General features: G+C 35.8%; 14 protein-coding genes and 1 other annotated feature. Of the genes, 6 read left to right on the top strand and 8 right to left on the bottom strand.

Annotated elements, in window-relative coordinates; translation table 11 throughout:
• Positions 1–8: 8 nt before the first annotated feature.
• The 4 genes from BR44_RS07040 (at position 9) to BR44_RS07025 (ending at position 3726) form a co-directional block, all read left to right on the top strand.
• A complete protein-coding gene (locus BR44_RS07040; protein ID WP_034551518.1) occupies positions 9–377 on the top strand; it encodes a biotin/lipoyl-containing protein in 369 nt (122 codons plus the stop codon).
• Positions 378–399: 22 nt separating this feature from the next.
• Positions 400–1530 (top strand): sodium ion-translocating decarboxylase subunit beta, encoded by a 1131-nt coding sequence (locus tag BR44_RS07035; RefSeq protein ID WP_034551516.1) that lies wholly within the window; start codon positions 400–402, stop codon positions 1528–1530.
• A gap of 256 nt (positions 1531–1786) precedes the next feature.
• Positions 1787–2971, top strand: a complete 1185-nt coding sequence (locus tag BR44_RS07030) for an amidohydrolase (protein WP_034551515.1) — start codon at positions 1787–1789, stop codon at positions 2969–2971.
• Between the two features lie 107 nt (positions 2972–3078).
• Complete coding sequence (locus BR44_RS07025; RefSeq protein ID WP_034551513.1) at positions 3079–3726, top strand: SDR family oxidoreductase; 648 nt, start codon at positions 3079–3081, stop codon at positions 3724–3726.
• 55 nt (positions 3727–3781) lie between these two features.
• On the opposite strand, the gene BR44_RS07020 is transcribed toward BR44_RS07025, so the two are convergent.
• The 3 genes from BR44_RS07020 to tyrS form a co-directional block, all read right to left on the bottom strand.
• Positions 3782–5242 carry an amidase gene (locus BR44_RS07020; protein ID WP_034551512.1) on the bottom strand — a complete coding sequence of 487 codons (1461 nt, stop codon included), beginning with the start codon at positions 5240–5242 and terminating at the stop codon, positions 3782–3784.
• Between the two features lie 43 nt (positions 5243–5285).
• Positions 5286–5783, bottom strand: coding sequence for a GNAT family N-acetyltransferase (locus tag BR44_RS07015; RefSeq protein ID WP_034551510.1), 498 nt, complete (start codon positions 5781–5783; stop codon positions 5286–5288).
• A gap of 66 nt (positions 5784–5849) precedes the next feature.
• The gene (gene tyrS, locus BR44_RS07010; protein WP_034551509.1) at positions 5850–7112 is read right to left on the bottom strand and encodes a tyrosine--tRNA ligase; all 1263 of its coding nucleotides are present in this window, start codon (positions 7110–7112) and stop codon (positions 5850–5852) included.
• A gap of 70 nt (positions 7113–7182) precedes the next feature.
• Positions 7183–7401: a binding site (T-box leader), on the bottom strand.
• Positions 7402–8368: 967 nt separating this feature from the next.
• Here tyrS and BR44_RS11515 point away from each other — a divergent pair.
• The gene (locus BR44_RS11515; RefSeq protein WP_156954915.1) at positions 8369–8509 is read left to right on the top strand and encodes a hypothetical protein; all 141 of its coding nucleotides are present in this window, start codon (positions 8369–8371) and stop codon (positions 8507–8509) included.
• A gap of 329 nt (positions 8510–8838) precedes the next feature.
• Positions 8839–10479, top strand: a complete 1641-nt coding sequence (locus tag BR44_RS07005; RefSeq protein WP_245592938.1) for a Mur ligase family protein — start codon at positions 8839–8841, stop codon at positions 10477–10479.
• A 106-nt stretch (positions 10480–10585) separates the two neighbouring features.
• On the opposite strand, the gene BR44_RS07000 is transcribed toward BR44_RS07005, so the two are convergent.
• From BR44_RS07000 to BR44_RS06985, 5 genes are all read right to left on the bottom strand, one after another.
• Positions 10586–11380, bottom strand: a complete 795-nt coding sequence (locus BR44_RS07000; RefSeq protein ID WP_034551507.1) for a hypothetical protein — start codon at positions 11378–11380, stop codon at positions 10586–10588.
• 656 nt (positions 11381–12036) lie between these two features.
• Positions 12037–12960 carry a mechanosensitive ion channel family protein gene (locus BR44_RS06995; protein WP_051912590.1) on the bottom strand — a complete coding sequence of 308 codons (924 nt, stop codon included), beginning with the start codon at positions 12958–12960 and terminating at the stop codon, positions 12037–12039.
• A gap of 147 nt (positions 12961–13107) precedes the next feature.
• The gene (locus BR44_RS06990; protein ID WP_034551504.1) at positions 13108–14556 is read right to left on the bottom strand and encodes an FAD/NAD(P)-binding protein; all 1449 of its coding nucleotides are present in this window, start codon (positions 14554–14556) and stop codon (positions 13108–13110) included.
• Positions 14557–14800: 244 nt separating this feature from the next.
• Positions 14801–14971 (bottom strand): DUF3955 domain-containing protein, encoded by a 171-nt coding sequence (locus tag BR44_RS12185; RefSeq protein WP_425393579.1) that lies wholly within the window; start codon positions 14969–14971, stop codon positions 14801–14803.
• A 211-nt stretch (positions 14972–15182) separates the two neighbouring features.
• A complete protein-coding gene (locus BR44_RS06985; protein WP_034551502.1) occupies positions 15183–16358 on the bottom strand; it encodes a cation:proton antiporter domain-containing protein in 1176 nt (391 codons plus the stop codon).
• Positions 16359–16371: the final 13 nt, after the last annotated feature.

The following is a 16371-nucleotide window of genomic DNA, read 5'->3' as shown; positions in this document are numbered from 1 at the left end:
TTAGTAGGATGAAAACTTATGAAATTACAGTAAATAATAAAGTTTACCAAGTTTCAGTAGCAGAAGTTGATGAAGCGAGTGTTAAACATAATAAAAGTAAAGATGAAGAAATTACTCCCAAAAATGAGTTTAGTCAACAAGAACGAGTTGCATCTGCAGTTTCAAATGGAATTGACGTAAAAGCACCGATGCCAGGGACGATTATTCATGTGCTTGTTCAGTTGGGGGAGACTATAAAAGCTGGGCAAGTCTTATGTGTTCTAGAAGCAATGAAGATGGAAAATGAAATTGTAGCACCTGAAGATGGGACAGTACAAGAAGTTATGGTATCAAAAGGTACCGCAGTCGAGGCAGGTGCTAGTTTAGTCAGACTATAATGTCAGATGAGGAGCTATTATTATGATTGAAGCAATAAAAGAAATACTGATAAATTCAGGATTTGCTAACTTATCATATAAACAGGCTATTATGATTGGAATTGCTTGTACATTTCTATATTTAGCTATAAAAAAAGGGTATGAGCCCTATTTATTGATTCCGATTGCTTTTGGGATGTTATTAGTAAATTTACCAATAGGAGGATTGATGGCACAACCTATTGATGGCAACAATGGTGGGTTATTGTATTATTTGTATCAAGGAACCAATCTTGGTATCTATCCACCGTTAATCTTTCTTTGTTTAGGGGCAGCAACCGATTTTGGACCATTGATTGCGAATCCAAAGACTTTATTGCTTGGAGGTGCGGCTCAGATTGGAATATTTATTGCTTTTTTTGGAGCATTAGCTATGGGGATGACAGGTCCAGAAGCGGCTTCTGTAGGAATTATTGGGGGAGCAGATGGACCAACAGCTATTTTTTTAACAAGCCAATTGGCTCCACATTTACTTTCAAGTATTGCCTTAGCGGCTTATTCTTACATGGCACTTGTTCCAATTATTCAGCCACCAATTATTAAGTTACTAACGACTAAAAAAGAACGAGAGATAAAAATGGAGCAGTTAAGACCAGTATCACAAAAAGAAAAAATTGTTTTTCCGATAGTTGTTACTATTTTTGTTATCTTACTATTGCCTTCATCAGCTCCCTTGATTGGTATGTTAATGTTGGGGAATCTAATTAAAGAAAGTGGGAGAGTCCCTAATATTACTGATATGCTTCAAAATTCTTTGATGTACATCATTACTGTATTTTTAGGGATTACGGTTGGAGCAAAAGCTGAAGCAGAGTTATTCTTATCCGTTCAAACAGCTAAAATTATTATTTTAGGACTGCTTGCTTTTGCAATTGGGACTGCAGGGGGAGTGTTGATGGGCAAGCTAATGTGTAAAATGACAAAGGGTAAAGTTAATCCAATGATTGGTGCAGCAGGAGTATCAGCAGTGCCTATGGCCGCACGAGTTGTTCAAAAAGAAGGAGTAAAAGCTAATCCTGCAAACTTTTTATTGATGCATGCGATGGGACCCAATGTTGCAGGTGTAATTGGGTCCGCAGTAGCCGCAGGTGTTTTATTGCAATTCTTTGGTTAAATCAACTGATAAAAAAATAAAAGTGGAACATAAAGCGTTTAGACCCGACTCACTTCACGAAAAAGCGCAAGATCGTCACAGACCATCAAGTATTATTTGTGAAGCGGACATCGGGTCTGCTTTTTGGAGCACGTTCTAGAATGAAAATTCGGATATATGAAAAAGGCTGAGACGTTTGTCCTAGCCCCCCAAAAAAGGCTATAGTAAATAAAAAGGAGAAAGATAGGTAAAGCTGAATTTAATTGGAGGAATTTAGATGAGAGATAAATTAATGGCTACGCTAGATGCACGAAGAGAAGAAATGATTGAAATTCGTAGATATTTACATGCATATCCAGAATTATCTTACCAAGAAGAAGAAACAGCGGCTTACATAGCAGCTTTCTACCAAGATAAAGCAGCAACTTTAGAAACGAATGTAGGTGGAAATGGAGTTGTTGTAACCATCACTGGAGGAAAGTTTGGAGAGACTTTAGCTTTGAGAGCTGATTTTGATGCTTTACCGGTTGAAGAAGAAACGGGTCTACCGTTTGCATCAAAAAATAAAGGTGTGATGCATGCATGTGGACATGATGCCCACACAGCTTATCTTATGGTATTAGCGGAGTGCTTGATTGAATTAAAAGACGAAATTCCAGGGACGATAAAAATTGTTCACCAACATGCTGAAGAAGTCCCTCCTGGTGGTGCTAAATATATGATGGAGTCTGGTGTTTTGAATGATGTAGATCATATTATTGGGATTCATGTGATGCCTGATTATCCAGTTGGTATCGTCGCTTATCGAAGCGGAGCAGCTATGGCTGGAGGGGCAAAGTTTAAAATCGCTATTCGAGGAATAGGCGGGCATGCTTCAACACCACATAAATCGAATGATGCCATTGTAGCCGGATCTTATTTTGTAACGGCACTCCAAACAGTCATCAGTCGACGGTTAAATCCTTTTGAAGTTGGTACGGTAACGGTAGGCTCATTTGAGGGTAAAGGAGCCTTTAACGTGATTAAAGATGCTGTTATAATAGAGGGTGATATGCGTTATATGAAAGAAGCTACTTTTGAACTATTAAACAGTGAGGTAGCACGTTTAGCAAAGGGTTTAGAAGAAATGTTTGCTGTTCAAACGACTATGACCGTTGAAGAAGGATGTCCGTCAGTGTTCAATGATCCTGAACTAACCAGTAGTGTAGTAGATTATCTGGAGAATGGACTTGATGACTATTTAAAAGAAGTGGTTGAAACTCCGATGCAAATGGCAAATGAGGATTTTGCTTATTATTCTCAAAAAATACCTAGTTGTTTTTTCTTCGTAGGTTGTCAACCAAAAGGAAAGAAAACCTATTATGATAACCATCACCCTAAATTTGATGTAGATGAAGATACAATTATGGTTGCTGCAAAAGCAGTAGGTGATGTAGTATGTGGTTATTTTGCATTAGACTAGTCAATATTAATTTTAAAAAACAAATAAAAAAAGCCACTGAGTTCCTTTCAGTGGCTTATATTGATATTTTTGTTAAACTAATAATAAAATGAGGAGGTATTTTAAAGATGAATGTATTAGTTGTCGGTGCAAATGGTCAAATTGGGAAAATGGTAGTAGAAAAGCTACAAGAAAGTAAACAACATGAAGTTCGAGCAATGGTTCGAAAAGAAGAACAAGTAGCAGATTTTGAAAGCAAGGGAATAACAGCCAAACTTGCTGATTTAGAAGGTTCTGTGGCTGATATACAGCTTACAATGGAAGGGGTAGATGCGGTTGTTTTTTCAGCTGGTTCAGGTGGCTCTACCGGTTACGATAAAACAATTATGATTGACCTAGACGGTGCTGCAAAAACAATAGAAGCTGCTGAAAAAGCAGGAGTTAAACGCTTTATAATGGTTAGTTCGATTGCATCGAATCACCGTGAAAAGTGGAGTGATGACATGAAACCTTACATGGCGGCTAAACATTATGCTGACCAAATGCTAGAAAAAAGTGATTTAGATTACACTATTTTTCGGCCGGGCATGTTGAAAGATGAGCCTGGAACAGGCAAAATCCAACTTGGAAAAGAAACAGCTATTGAATCTATTCCTAGAGAAGATGTAGCGAGCACAATTGTTTCAGCTTTAGATCATTCAAATATAAGTCGTCAAGCATTTGATTTAATTTCAGGTAATACAGAAATCAAAGAAGCTTTAAATCAAATAGGATAAAAAAATAGCGCATCCTTAAAAGCTTTAAGGATGCGCTATTTTTTGTTTTCTATACCTAAATAAATAATCCTGCCTGTTCCATTTCATATCCTATTGATAGCAGCCAGTCTTCTTTGCCCTTGGGAGCAGTGAACTGGATTCCTAACGGTAGACCCTTTTTAGTCAAATAAACGGGTAAACTAATAGCTGGTTGCCCCGTTAAATTAGCTTGTTGTGTAAAGGGAGTAATAGCTAAACTTGCTGCAAACATATCCCAAACGAGAGTTTGTTGTTCTGATGCTGTAAGCTCAGTAACGTGCTTCATCTGTTCAATCTGTTCATCAGTTTGTAATTTAGCATCAATCAAGGGTGCTGTATCAGCAGTAGTAGGCGTTAAATATAAATCATAAGTCTCATGAAAGTGTGCCATCGTTTCTGCAGCAGTATCCCAAGCAGTTAAACTATTGGAGTAGGTAGCAGCAGAAATAGATTTCCCTGTATTGTATAAGGTCCAAGTCATCAATTCCATGTCGTTGATGGTTAAGGCTCTTTGGAGAGACTTCTCTAAGTTTTCCATCATGGCAGCCGTTTCTCCTGCATTCATAGTGTAATAACTTTGCATTAAAGCAACTCCGTCTATATCAGGAGTACATTCCACAACTTCGTAGCCTTGTTGGCGCAACCAATCAACCGTCATCATGACGCTTTTTTTAGCATCTAAACTGACCGGTCCATGAACAGGAGAAGCTAGTGAATAAGCGATTTTAAACTTTTTTGAAGCAGTTTTTTGTAAAGTATTTAGGTAACCAACCTCAAAAAGAGGCGTTTGGAAAGCAGCAAGTTCTTGAACCGTTTGTAACACGTCCATCATGGCAGCTGTATCACGGATGGATTTGGTTAATGCAAAACTGATAGAGGCACCTTGCCAGCCACGACCAGAACCAGGACCAATTGGTGTTCTTCCACGAGTAGGTTTTAAACCAACAAGCCCTGAAAAAGCTGCAGGTATCCGAATAGAACCGCCTCCGTCACTAGCTCCTGAGATTTGAACCATAGCTGAAACAATGCTAGCAGCAGCGCCCCCACTTGAACCACCGGGTGTGCAATCCCTATTCCAAGGGTTACGTGTCGGTCCATACAAACTAGGATCTGTGATATTCTTAAACCCGAATTCAGGTGTATTGGTTTGACCAATAACAATGAACCCAGCTTTTTCTAGTGCTTTTGCAAAGTTACTAGTTTGTTTAGCATAATGATTTTTTAAAAGTCGCGATCCAGAGGTGCTGGGTTCATCAGCGATATCTTGGCCCAGGCCTTTGACTAGAATAGGCAAACCACCGAATAAGGTATTGGAAAAATCTTTATTTAGGGCTTCTTGTAATGCTTTTTCTTTGCGAGAATGGATAACGGCATTCCATTTTGGGTTCTCGATCTCAATTTGTTTAAAGGCGTCTTCTACTAATTCAAAAGGAGTTGTTTTATTCTCGTGTAATCTTTTGGCACTAGCTAATCCATCATTTTCTCGATCTATTTTCATATGAGAAACCTCGTTTCTAACTAATTTTTTTATGGAATGCGTCTTAATGAGAGATGGGATAGTGAAAAACATAATCATCCATAACATAACCGTCCCCAATATCAACTAGTTGTTCTTTTAGTAAAAGAAATCCGAATTTTTTATAAGCAGCGATACTAGTAGGATTATTTTTATTAACTGTTAAAACAATCGCATCTTTTTTATTTTCTCGAGCGATTTCCTTTAAGTAATTCATAATAAAACGTCCAGTACCTTTACCGCGTTCACTTTTTTTCAGATACAACTTACTAAGAAAAAGTTGATCAGGTATTAATTCATAACTAACATATCCAATAGCGATATGATTTGATTCGACAAAAATATATTCTTTGCCCTGCTTCAAGTCTTTTAAAAGGGCTTCTTTAGACTGTAAGTTGGTAAGCATATAATGAACTTGTGGGGCTCCTATAATAGAAGTGTAATGCTCAGTCCATATTTCTTTAGCTAATTGGACAACTAGTTGAATGTCTTCTGGTGTTGTAACGGATTTAAGTTGAATCACAGCTGTTTCCTCCTAAATACACTAAAAAGGACTGCAGATTAAACCTACGTCCTTTTTTTGTGGTGATTAAACTAATCTTATTAGAAAATATTTTTTCTTGCCTCGACGAATTAAAATAAACCGTTCATCGAATGAATTTTCAGGAGTAACAATAAGATCGACACTCGCAATTTTTTCACCATTCATTGAAAGAGCGCCGTTGGTAATGTCTTCACGTGCTTGTCTTCTAGAAGATTCAATGCCAACCACATCAACTAACCATTCAACGATATTTCGCTCTTCTTTAGGAGCTTCAAAGGTGGGCATGTTTTTAAAGCCTTCTTCAATTTGATTAGCTGTCAAACTTTTTACATCACCAGAAAAAAGAGCTGCTGTAATCTTTTCAGCATCAGTTAAAGCATTTTCGCCGTGAACAAATAAAGTCATTTCACGTGCGAGTGTTTTTTGTGCTTCTCGCTTGTGAGGTTCAGTTGTTACTTTTTCAGCTAAAGCATCAATTTCTTCTTTGGTTAAGAAAGTAAAGTATTTCAAATATTTTACAATGTCACGATCGTCTTGATTTAGCCAAAATTGATAAAACTCATATGGGGTTGTCTTTTCAGGGTCTAACCAGACGGCACCGCCAGCTGTTTTCCCAAATTTTGTTCCATCAGCTTTTAACATCAAAGGGATAGTCAGACCGTATGCTTGAGCTTCTGCGCCTTCTTGTTTGCGAATAAATTCTAGACCAGCTGTAATATTTCCCCACTGGTCAGCTCCACCGATTTGTAATTGTACATCTTCATGTTGGTACAAGTGTAAGAAATCCATCGATTGTAGAATTTGGTAGGTGAATTCGGTAAAGGAAATCCCAGTTTCTAAACGGCTAGCTACAATATCTTTTGCTAACATTGTATTGACGTTAAAACTTTTACCATAATCACGTAAAAAGTCGAGCAAACTCAAATCTTTAGTCCAGTCATAATTATTAACCATTTTAATCCCATTACTTCCACCTGCATCAAAAAGTCGAACCATTTGTGCACTAAGTTTTCTAACATTATCTTGGACTTGTTCCATCGTTTGTAGGACACGTTCTTCTGATTTTCCACTTGGATCGCCAATCGTACCGGTTGCTCCACCAATTAATATGACCGGACGATGTCCAGCTAGTTGGAATCGTTTCAAAATCATAAATGGAATCAGATGACCAATATGCATGCTGTCTCCAGTAGGGTCAACACCGCAGTATAAAGAAATTTGTTTGCTTTTAATTAACTTATTCAGACCTTCTTCATCGGTCTGTTGGTTAATGGCATCGCGCCATATTAGTTCATCAATAATTGTCATGTTGTAATCTCCTCTATAAGAATAATATTAAAATAAAAAAGGTCCCGATGAAAAGGCTGAAAAACCTTTTCATCGGGACGAATAATATCGTGTTACCACCCAATTTGCCGACAATTGTAAAAAAACAGTTGCTGACCACTCATTTACTGTTAACGCCAGTAGGACGCTTGAGATTAATCAAGTTACTTATGAGTGTAATTCGCGAAAAAGAGTTGTGCTAGTTTTCATCATCCACTAGCTTTCTGGTGACAACATTCTTTCTGCTACTGTGCTCAATCAACGTAAATAGTGTTGTTAGATTACTTTTAGTATAATCAACCATTTATCGCTTGTCAATTGTCCATTTATTAAAGTATTATCAATATAGGGACCAAGATGTTTCTGTCATCACATGGAAGCAAAGAAATAATTGTTTTCATTAGATTCAAATGCCAACGTGGCTACAATCACTAATGTTAAATTAATCTAGTTTTAATGCTTCTTCTCCAAATTTATAGTCATCTGCCACTGTCTAAAGAGTCTAATTTATAGGATTTTACTAGGTTCGACAAACGTGAACGAGTGTCAATTCTGGTTTTTAAAAAAAGTTCTTATTTTATATTTTATCTTATCTCAAATCGGTTGTTTCTTTTGCATTTTCAATGATTTGATGATGCAACGCCCTTTAAAAAAATCTCTCCTCTTTATAAATGGTACATAACGTTATCTAATTTCATGTATTTCATTTGAAAAATGAGTAGTAAGTCATGGAGGGAAAAAATTGCTAAAGAAGCGTTCTGAGCATACTTCAAACACATAACCGAGAAAGGATCAAAATGTGACTAGCTCCGAATCTTGTTGCCGCTTCCGTATCCCGTATAACGTGAAATTGAATGAATACAATAAAATGAGTTGTTCAAAAAATCTTTTTTTACAAACTGCGAGGAGGAATAAAACGGGAAAAGATTATTGACGTTTATTTGCCAGATACTTATGCTGACTGAGTACAGTCTTTATGGATTTTTATTTGGCTGGACTATCTATTGGCTAAAAGAGCGGAATTAGTTTCAAGGAGTGATTGCTTCCGGGATCGTTCAGATTATTGTTGGAGTTTTTATCCAAGCATACGCTTTGCTCTCTATTTCATTATTTTTTATTGAATAGGTGTATTAAACTACCAAAATCGCTCAAGTATTTTGTTATTGGTATTACTCCTTATACCAAGTTGTACTTGTACTCGTTTTAATGTGATAATCAATTAGAAAGGAAGAAATCAAATGAAAACCAAACGATTAGTTGTCGGTAGTATCTCAACAGATTTTGTCGTAGAAGCCTTAAGAATACCAAAAATCGAAGAGACTATGGAAGGTAACTCATTTCAGACGAATGACGGTCTAGGGAATGTAGAATCAGTATAGAGGCAACAGGAGTAAGAGATACGTTCAACGCGGATTTTTGTAGTTACTTACGTAGCAGGTCAAACGGTAGAAGAAGGTATTCGATTCATAAATGAAGCAGCTGCTATATCTATTCAAAAATCTGGTGCACAAAATGTTATGCCAATTCTAAAAGAGTTCAATAAGAGCAGAGAACACCGACTTCAAACAAATGAACTAAATGTATTTCGTAGCATAAGTAGACAAAGATTTATTTTCAGTAAGCAAATGATATGACATAAGACAGATAAAATAGTAAACTAGATAGTATTAATAGACGTAATCTGTCAAAAAATATGATTTGTCAGATTATGGATACAATCACTGGAGGAGTCACGATCATTATGAACCTAACTGACTTATTGAAATCGGTAGAGATCGACTCTATCCGCTATAATCAGCTTAAAACAGCATTAGATAAAATCGATATTAAAAAAATTGCTTATCACTCAAAAGAAGTAAATTCAGATACTTTATTTGTCTGTATTAAAGGTCACCAAACAGATGGACATAACTACGCAAAGCATGCTGCAAGTCAAGGCGCAACGGTTATCATCGTCGAACAATTTATTGAAGACATGGATGTTATTCAACTTAAAGTCTCAGATAGCCGGGAAGCTTTGGCTGTTTTATCAAGTAATTTTTTTGATCATCCTTCTAAGTCAATGAGCATATTCGGAGTAACTGCTACTAATGGGAAGACGACGATTACATACATGACAGAAGAAATCTTCAAGGCCTATCAATTGAAATCAGGTTTAATAGGAACTATTCTAGTTAAAATCGATAAAGAAATCGAAATGAGTAGATTAACTACTCCGGAATCTTATGATTTGCAGCAGCATTTTGCAAAGATGAGAGATCGTGAAATCACACATGTCTCCATAGAGGTTTCTTCCTCAGCGTTGGAACTTAAACGTGTTTATAATACTGACTTTGATGTTGTAGCCTTTATGAATATCAGTCCAGAACATATCAGACTGCATGAATCATTTGATGCTTACTTTAATGCTAAAGCATCATTGATAAGGAATGCTTCTAAAACAAGCACCGTTATTTTGAATCTTGATGAACCGCTGCTTATCCCTTTAAGAGAAGAGACAGAAGCTCAAGTCGTTACTTTCGGAATCGAAAATAAGTCTGGTACGATTACTGTCTCAGATATTCAGTTTTTGTCGGGCATACCATCATTTACTGTGGATATTCTAAAACCCTTTAACACCCTAAGTGGAAAAAGAATTGAGACAACAAGTTTTGATTTAGAGATGTCCGTTCCAGGTTATCATTCTATTTATAATACACTTACAGCGCTTGTTACAGGATTGGTCAATGATATACCGATTGAGGATGTTCAGCGAGGAATTAAAAATTTCCGAGGTGTAGAGAGACGATTCCAGATACTTTATGATAAAGAATTTAAAGTGATAGACGACTTGCTATTGAATCAAAACAACATTGATTCATGTATGGAAACCATCAGTCATTTAGATTACAATGAGCTGCACCTTGTACATGCAATTAGAGGAAGTAATGGTCCTGCGCACAGTACAGAAATTGCCGAGTCTTTAACAGAATGGTTCCATAAAATGAACGTTACTAAGATCATTCTGACGACGGCATCATCTCATGTAGACAAAAAAGATGAAGTTACAGAAGAAGAATTAGCCGCTTTCTTGAAAGTAATGAAACAAAATAAAATTGAGGTTACATTTTTTAAAGAACTCGAAGATACATTGCGATTCGGCGTTAAACAGTTGAATGTAGGGGATATTCTACTGATTTCAGGAGCGCATTCAATGGATCAGGGTGCAAGAAAGACACTAGAATTATTAAAAGAAATCCATCCTAAAGTAGATTATGAAAGAATTGATCAAGTGTTGGAGAATAAACTCATTGGAATGGATTCTTTCAAAGTAGCTGGAAAGACTTTAAATTTTAGTTCAAGAATGTAAAGATAATCGAAAGTATAAAAATAAAAGAAATCCACTATGTAGATTTCTTTTATTCATTTTTTTTTATAGGAGAGTACTCAAACTATTTCCAAAGAAGAGCAAGATTTTACGATTTCCGTAATTTAAATACTGTAAAGCAAACTACTGCAACTAATAGTAGAATAGAGGCTACTACGGTAAATATAATACTAGAATACTCTGCATTCCAGCCAGTTCTTGAAATATGGTTTATATATATTCCTATATATGCCCATATAACTACTAACCCATAAGCTATATCTTTATTTTTAATAATGGCTAGAGAGGCTATAATGAGACCTATTAGTAGAATAGCTATTGTCCAAATCGTTTCAGATATCCCGAAGCCCTTAAATCCAATTTTTACAAGCAAAGTCGTAATGTTTGCTATAGTTGCAACAGTGATCCATCCTAGATAGATGCTGAATGGAAATCTTATAAGCACATAATCTTTTAATGGTAAATCTGCATTTTTTGTCATATTATTTATTATGATAAGCAGAATGAGTATGCCTAGCATGATAGGTACTGAAAGTCCTATCATGCCATAATGCCAAGTAAATATCCAAATCGTATTTAATACAGATGAAACTGAAAATAGAATGCCAATTTGTTTAAATAATTTTTCCTTATATGAGTCTTCTTTCCCTTGGAAAATTCCAAATTGATAGAGAGAATATAAAAGAAGAAAGACATAGATCACTCCCCATATTGAAAAAGTTACACCCGCTGGTGCAAATAAATTAGGATAGGAGTCTGAAATCTCCCCAGTAGTCATGCCATTTATGGGTAATATTGTCGCAAGTGCGTTTGCTCCAATCATTATAAGATAAGTAATCAATGTTGTTATTTTAATGGGGAAATTTATTTTATTAATTGTCATGCAGAATCATCTCCTCTAGTTTAATTATACCCAATAAAATTTATGACATAAAATTTTGCCCAACCTTTTTGACTTCCTAGATCCTTTATTCAAAGATAATACCCATAAAGATAGTTGAACTATCTTTATGGGGTAACACCTTAATTAGATGGAACTGACAAGGTTCACAAATTAAACTTGTTAAAAAAAGTTATAGATACAGGCTTTCATCTATTCACGTACAAATTTAGCTATCTAACAATACATGCATTTTATTAATCAAGAGATTTATTTTCATCAGCTACTATCTTTAGGGGATAAGTAGTAGTGTAGGAATAATAAGAATAGTATTATATGAACCGATAATAAAACTAATAAAAATTAAAAAAATAAGAAAGAAGCTGAATGGTATAATGAAATTAGCGGTGGCTAACTTCATTGTACCATTTAGCTTTAGAAATTTTTCATTATCATTGGCTACCAATATTTTACAGAGGTGAACTAAAATGGTGTGAATGATTTTTAATATAGTATTTCTATTTTTTTTCCAGAGCAGGTTCTTGCAAGTATTCTATTCCTTTTTGCCTGGATTCCCCTCTTTTTTTGAAGAAGTTAATCGCCCTTAGTAAGCCGTTCAACTTCACTAACAGTTAAGTCTACATACTCTGCAAATCTATTCACTTCATTTTTGTGCTGCCGCCAGAGAGCACTTCAAGCGTTTCAGATGCTATTTCTAGGCGTGTTCCTTCTTGTTCGAATCTTTGAAGAATTTCTGTGAAAAGTTTGTCTTTTACATCACGACGTTCTCGATAATCGACTACATATCGAAGACTTATTTCCACCCAGTTGTCGTTAAAGGAAAGAAAAACTTGACTATTTAAAGAAGCGTTTTCTAGTTTGTAACGTCTTTTCATATTGTCCCAAGCGAGAGCAGCTTCGTCATTATATTGTCCTGTATGCTTTTCCGCGACCTCTAATAAAATGATTTTGGCTAACTTCATATCACTTTCAAAGCGCAAAGGAATCATGATTTCATCCCATAAAAATTTGAAATTAGCGGTATAGTTGTAAACAGGAGAACTAAAGATATAACTGTTTGCGACTCGAACGATTCTACCTGTATATTGATCGCCATTGACCCATTCTCCAATTTCCATTAATGTGGTTCGCAGTACGCCAATATCCACTACGTCGCCTTTAATCCCTCCAAGGAGGACACGATCGCCTGTTTCAAAAAAGTCACCAAATAAGATTGCAAACCATCCCGCAATACTGACAATTACTTCCCGTAAGGCATATGTAACGCCAGCCCCAGCCAGACCGATTGCTGTCGGAAAGCCAGTAAGGTTTTTTCCAAAAATATACATAAATAGAATAAATAAAATAAAGTTATTTAGCCAACGGGCAATTTTTCGAGCAACATACCAATGTCCTGAGTTCTTTAATCGTCCATATAAACGATTCAAAAGAGAACGACGTAACAAATAAAGAATAATAAAAAACAAAAGAAACCAGATAACATTAACTAATAAGGGGTATGTTTCAGTAAAGTTGCGGATAGATTCCATACGGGCAACTCCTTCCTCTCCATAGAAAGACATTTATTTTCTCTTGTTTTTATTATACCGTATATCGGTAGTCAAACGCGAAGAATGAACGTTTCTACTTAAAAAAAGGAAGGTACGTCCAGTAAAAAATAAAACATACTAAGATAGTACTAGGCTCTTGATACATGGTTTTAATAGTCTTTATCTATTTTTTATCTGTTGCAAAATGTCTTGAACTGCCGGTCGAGCACTTTCAGAAACCATATTCACTGAATTATTTCCGAATTGTATTCCAGAAATCAATTCACCGTGAACTTTTAGTGTATGGAGAATACCATATTTTTGACTAATGGCACTGAAGTCAGGCAAGTTAACTTGAACACCGCCAAATGTTTCAGGTTGGAGGAGACGTTCATTAAGTAATTGGCGTAGGAGCGGCATCTGATTCATTTTGAATGAAACGTTCTTTTCAGTACCAGCAGCATTAATAAGATAGTCTACATACTTTGGCTCCTGATCTTTTAAGCTAATTTTAAACGATTGTTCGCTTTCAACAACATCAATTAAGTTATCGAATACAGTAATGTTGTTTTTTTCCCAAGCAGATACAAGTTCCTTGGCAGTAGCAACAGGGAACGAACTGCGTAGCTTATCCCATTTTTCATAGTACTTATCAAAAAATAGTTGCTTATCGGTTTCTTCGAGAGCCAGCCATATTTCCGGTAGAAACGGACTCATATCGTGAAGTAGATTTTGGATTGCGCCAATCTCTTTTGAATCGTTCAATTCCCTTTTGAGAGTATCCTTAGAGCCAAGCTGATCATTTTCCCAATTGTCTTTTAGTGACAACTGTTGATATTCTGCTTCTTTTTTAAACCATTCGACATAAGTTTCTAATGGTATAAAGCCGTTGTTTTTTTCTTTGGCAAGCTTTATATTTTCTTCTGTAAAGAAACGATAGTCAATAGGGTCAGATTTACCTCGGATTGACTTGAATCTTCCAGAAGGAGAAAAGAAAGATACTGTTAAATCGGGCCGGTTATAATACGTATATCTAAAAATATCAATACCAGTTAGACCAGTACCTAATACACCGACTATTGATCCCTTAGGAATCACTGACAATGTTTTTTCGACTGGAAAAGGATTTACTATGAAGTTTGGATGATTAATCAGTTGATAAGAGTCTTTATAAGCAAGACCGCCAATGCAAAGATGAACTGCGTCAAAATCTTTTACAACGGAAGACGAAGTCAATCGAAATTGATTATTCGCTAGTATCTGAACTCTTTCAACTTTTTCTTTTACAATTCCTGCTTTTGATTGTATTAGCCAATCGTTCATTCGATCTTTTAAATAGTCGCCAAATAGTTCACGGGGATAATGTTTTAATGCTGGATTTTCTTCATTTTGATTATGTTGCATCCACTCAGAAAAGTCTTTCTTATTTTCTGGAATGATGGTGATTGTTCCAGCAGCTTGGTTCATAACCAGTTTTTCATTATCTTTTTGATAGGGTGCACCGGTTCCAAAAGTATTCTCATCTCCAAATACAGTTAACTCTATTGAAGGATCAATTTCTTTTTCTTTTGTCCATTCTCTAAGTGCACCAATACCGGCAACACCCATTCCAATAATGGCAATTTTCATATTATTCTCCTCGTTATTCAATTATTAGTTTAAAAATTAGTAAGTTCTCTAAGCAAGCTTGGCAATTTAGTTTACCAAAAAAAAGTGGGGAAATACAGAAGACAAACTGTCTTTTTTGTACATGAAAAAAGACAGCTTGATTTAACAAGGTTTTAGATACATTAATTCAGTCAATTTTATGCACGTGCTAAACTATTTTTGTTGTATTGATAATTATCTGGATTTATATTTTCTGATTTGCTTCTTAACAAAACGAATGAAAGATAGTAATATTCCAATGAATATAAACAAATAACCAAAGGGGATAAAAAAATAAAGATTCATGCAAAAAACCGTTACTATCTATTTCTGATTTACCAAATCGACTTATCAAAAACAATAGTCCTCCAATAAGCATTAATAAAAGGCTAACCATATTAAGTTGGGTCATCATTGAGTATGATACCAAAACAGTAAGATAGGATATATTTAAAGAAGTAGTCTGTTTTTCATAAGTACAACATTATTTAGTAAATAGCCTTAAATAGTATAGTGAAATCAAAAGCGAGGAAGATATGGGCGAACAATTTAAGTAAAGAAGCCTCTAAGGGTGGGACTTAAGTCCCGCCCTTAGAGGCTTCTTTACTTTATTTTTGTAAAAGTTTTTTATGACTCAGATCAATAAAAGTTGCGCCAATTGGAGCTGTTATGACAATAGCAAGAACGGCTACAGTCAGAATAAGACTTCCTGCTGGAACACCCATTGCGAGAGGAATAGAACCAATAGCGGCTTGTACCGTCGCTTTTGGTGTATAAGCACCTGCTGTGAAAATTTTTTCTTGTAGTGTTAGATCTGTACCAGCAACACTTAAGAACACTGCGATCATACGGAATATCAGTGAAATAATTATTAATAGAACGACCGCAAATCCGGCTTCACTAAGTGCAGTTATATCGGTAGCTGATCCTACTAGCACAAATAAGAAAATTTCTGCACCTAGCCAAATTTTTGAAAATTTATTATTGATACGTTTAGCTAAAAGAGGGTACAGTTTCAATAGGATTCCCCCTAAAGCCATCACACCTAAAAGACCTGAGAGAGGGAAAGTGCCTTCTAACTTATCTTCTAAAGCCACCATCAAAAAACAAACACTTAGGATTAATAAAACCTTGATGGTATCGCGAACATGAAAATATTTGAATAGTTTGACTAGTAAATAGCCCAAGCCGATCCCTAGTAGGAGTCCGAAAATAATTGATAATGGAACGGATAGAAGCGAAGTGATAGCAAAGCCGGTTCCTTGAAACATGCTCAAAAACGAGGTAAACAGTACAATCACAAAGACATCATCGACAGATGCTCCCGCTAAAATCATTTGGGGGATTCCTTTGGCTTTTCCATAACCACTTTCAATAAGCCCAATCATACGTGGAACCACAACTGCTGGGGAAACGGCCCCTAAGACAGTCCCTAAAATAGCTGCTTCTAAAGTAGAAATACCAAATAATAGCGGAGCCAATATCGTAACAGTTATTATTTCAAATGTAGCTGGTAAAAAGGTCAACAGAATAGCTGGGCGACCATTCTTTTTCAAATCACGAATATTCATTGTTAATCCTGCTCTGAATAAAATAACGATTAAGGCGATTTGTCTTATATCAGCTGATATTGTCAGTAATTTGGGGTCTAAAAGATTAAAACTATACGGACCTAAAATAATCCCTGTTAGAATGAGACCCAGTAACCCTGGCAAATGTAATCGAACAAAAAGTGAACTCAGTATAAATCCAATAATTAATATTAAAGCAAGACTTAAAAGCATTACCTATTCCACC

The organism is Carnobacterium funditum DSM 5970, assembly GCF_000744185.1.
Lineage (GTDB): Bacteria > Bacillota > Bacilli > Lactobacillales > Carnobacteriaceae > Carnobacterium_A > Carnobacterium_A funditum.
Note: the sequence above shows the minus strand (reverse complement) of the source record. Positions and strands in the feature narration are given on the sequence as shown.

What these genes read in the sequence shown, in the direction of transcription:
- BR44_RS07035 (WP_034551516.1), top strand. Translation starts at nt 400, where the DNA reads ATGATTGAAGCAATAAAAGAAATACTGATAAATTCAGGATTTGCTAAC.
- BR44_RS07000 (WP_034551507.1), bottom strand. Translation starts at nt 11,380, where the DNA reads ATGACAATTAATAAAATAAATTTCCCCATTAAAATAACAACATTGATT.
- BR44_RS07005 (WP_245592938.1), top strand. Translation starts at nt 8,839, where the DNA reads ATGGATACAATCACTGGAGGAGTCACGATCATTATGAACCTAACTGAC.
- BR44_RS07020 (WP_034551512.1), bottom strand. Translation starts at nt 5,242, where the DNA reads ATGAAAATAGATCGAGAAAATGATGGATTAGCTAGTGCCAAAAGATTA.
- BR44_RS07040 (WP_034551518.1), top strand. Translation starts at nt 9, where the DNA reads ATGAAAACTTATGAAATTACAGTAAATAATAAAGTTTACCAAGTTTCA.
- BR44_RS07025 (WP_034551513.1), top strand. Translation starts at nt 3,079, where the DNA reads ATGAATGTATTAGTTGTCGGTGCAAATGGTCAAATTGGGAAAATGGTA.
- BR44_RS12185 (WP_425393579.1), bottom strand. Translation starts at nt 14,971, where the DNA reads ATGGTTAGCCTTTTATTAATGCTTATTGGAGGACTATTGTTTTTGATA.
- BR44_RS06995 (WP_051912590.1), bottom strand. Translation starts at nt 12,960, where the DNA reads ATGTCTTTCTATGGAGAGGAAGGAGTTGCCCGTATGGAATCTATCCGC.
- BR44_RS07030 (WP_034551515.1), top strand. Translation starts at nt 1,787, where the DNA reads ATGAGAGATAAATTAATGGCTACGCTAGATGCACGAAGAGAAGAAATG.
- BR44_RS06990 (WP_034551504.1), bottom strand. Translation starts at nt 14,556, where the DNA reads ATGAAAATTGCCATTATTGGAATGGGTGTTGCCGGTATTGGTGCACTT.
- BR44_RS11515 (WP_156954915.1), top strand. Translation starts at nt 8,369, where the DNA reads ATGAAAACCAAACGATTAGTTGTCGGTAGTATCTCAACAGATTTTGTC.
- BR44_RS06985 (WP_034551502.1), bottom strand. Translation starts at nt 16,358, where the DNA reads ATGCTTTTAAGTCTTGCTTTAATATTAATTATTGGATTTATACTGAGT.
- tyrS (WP_034551509.1), bottom strand. Translation starts at nt 7,112, where the DNA reads ATGACAATTATTGATGAACTAATATGGCGCGATGCCATTAACCAACAG.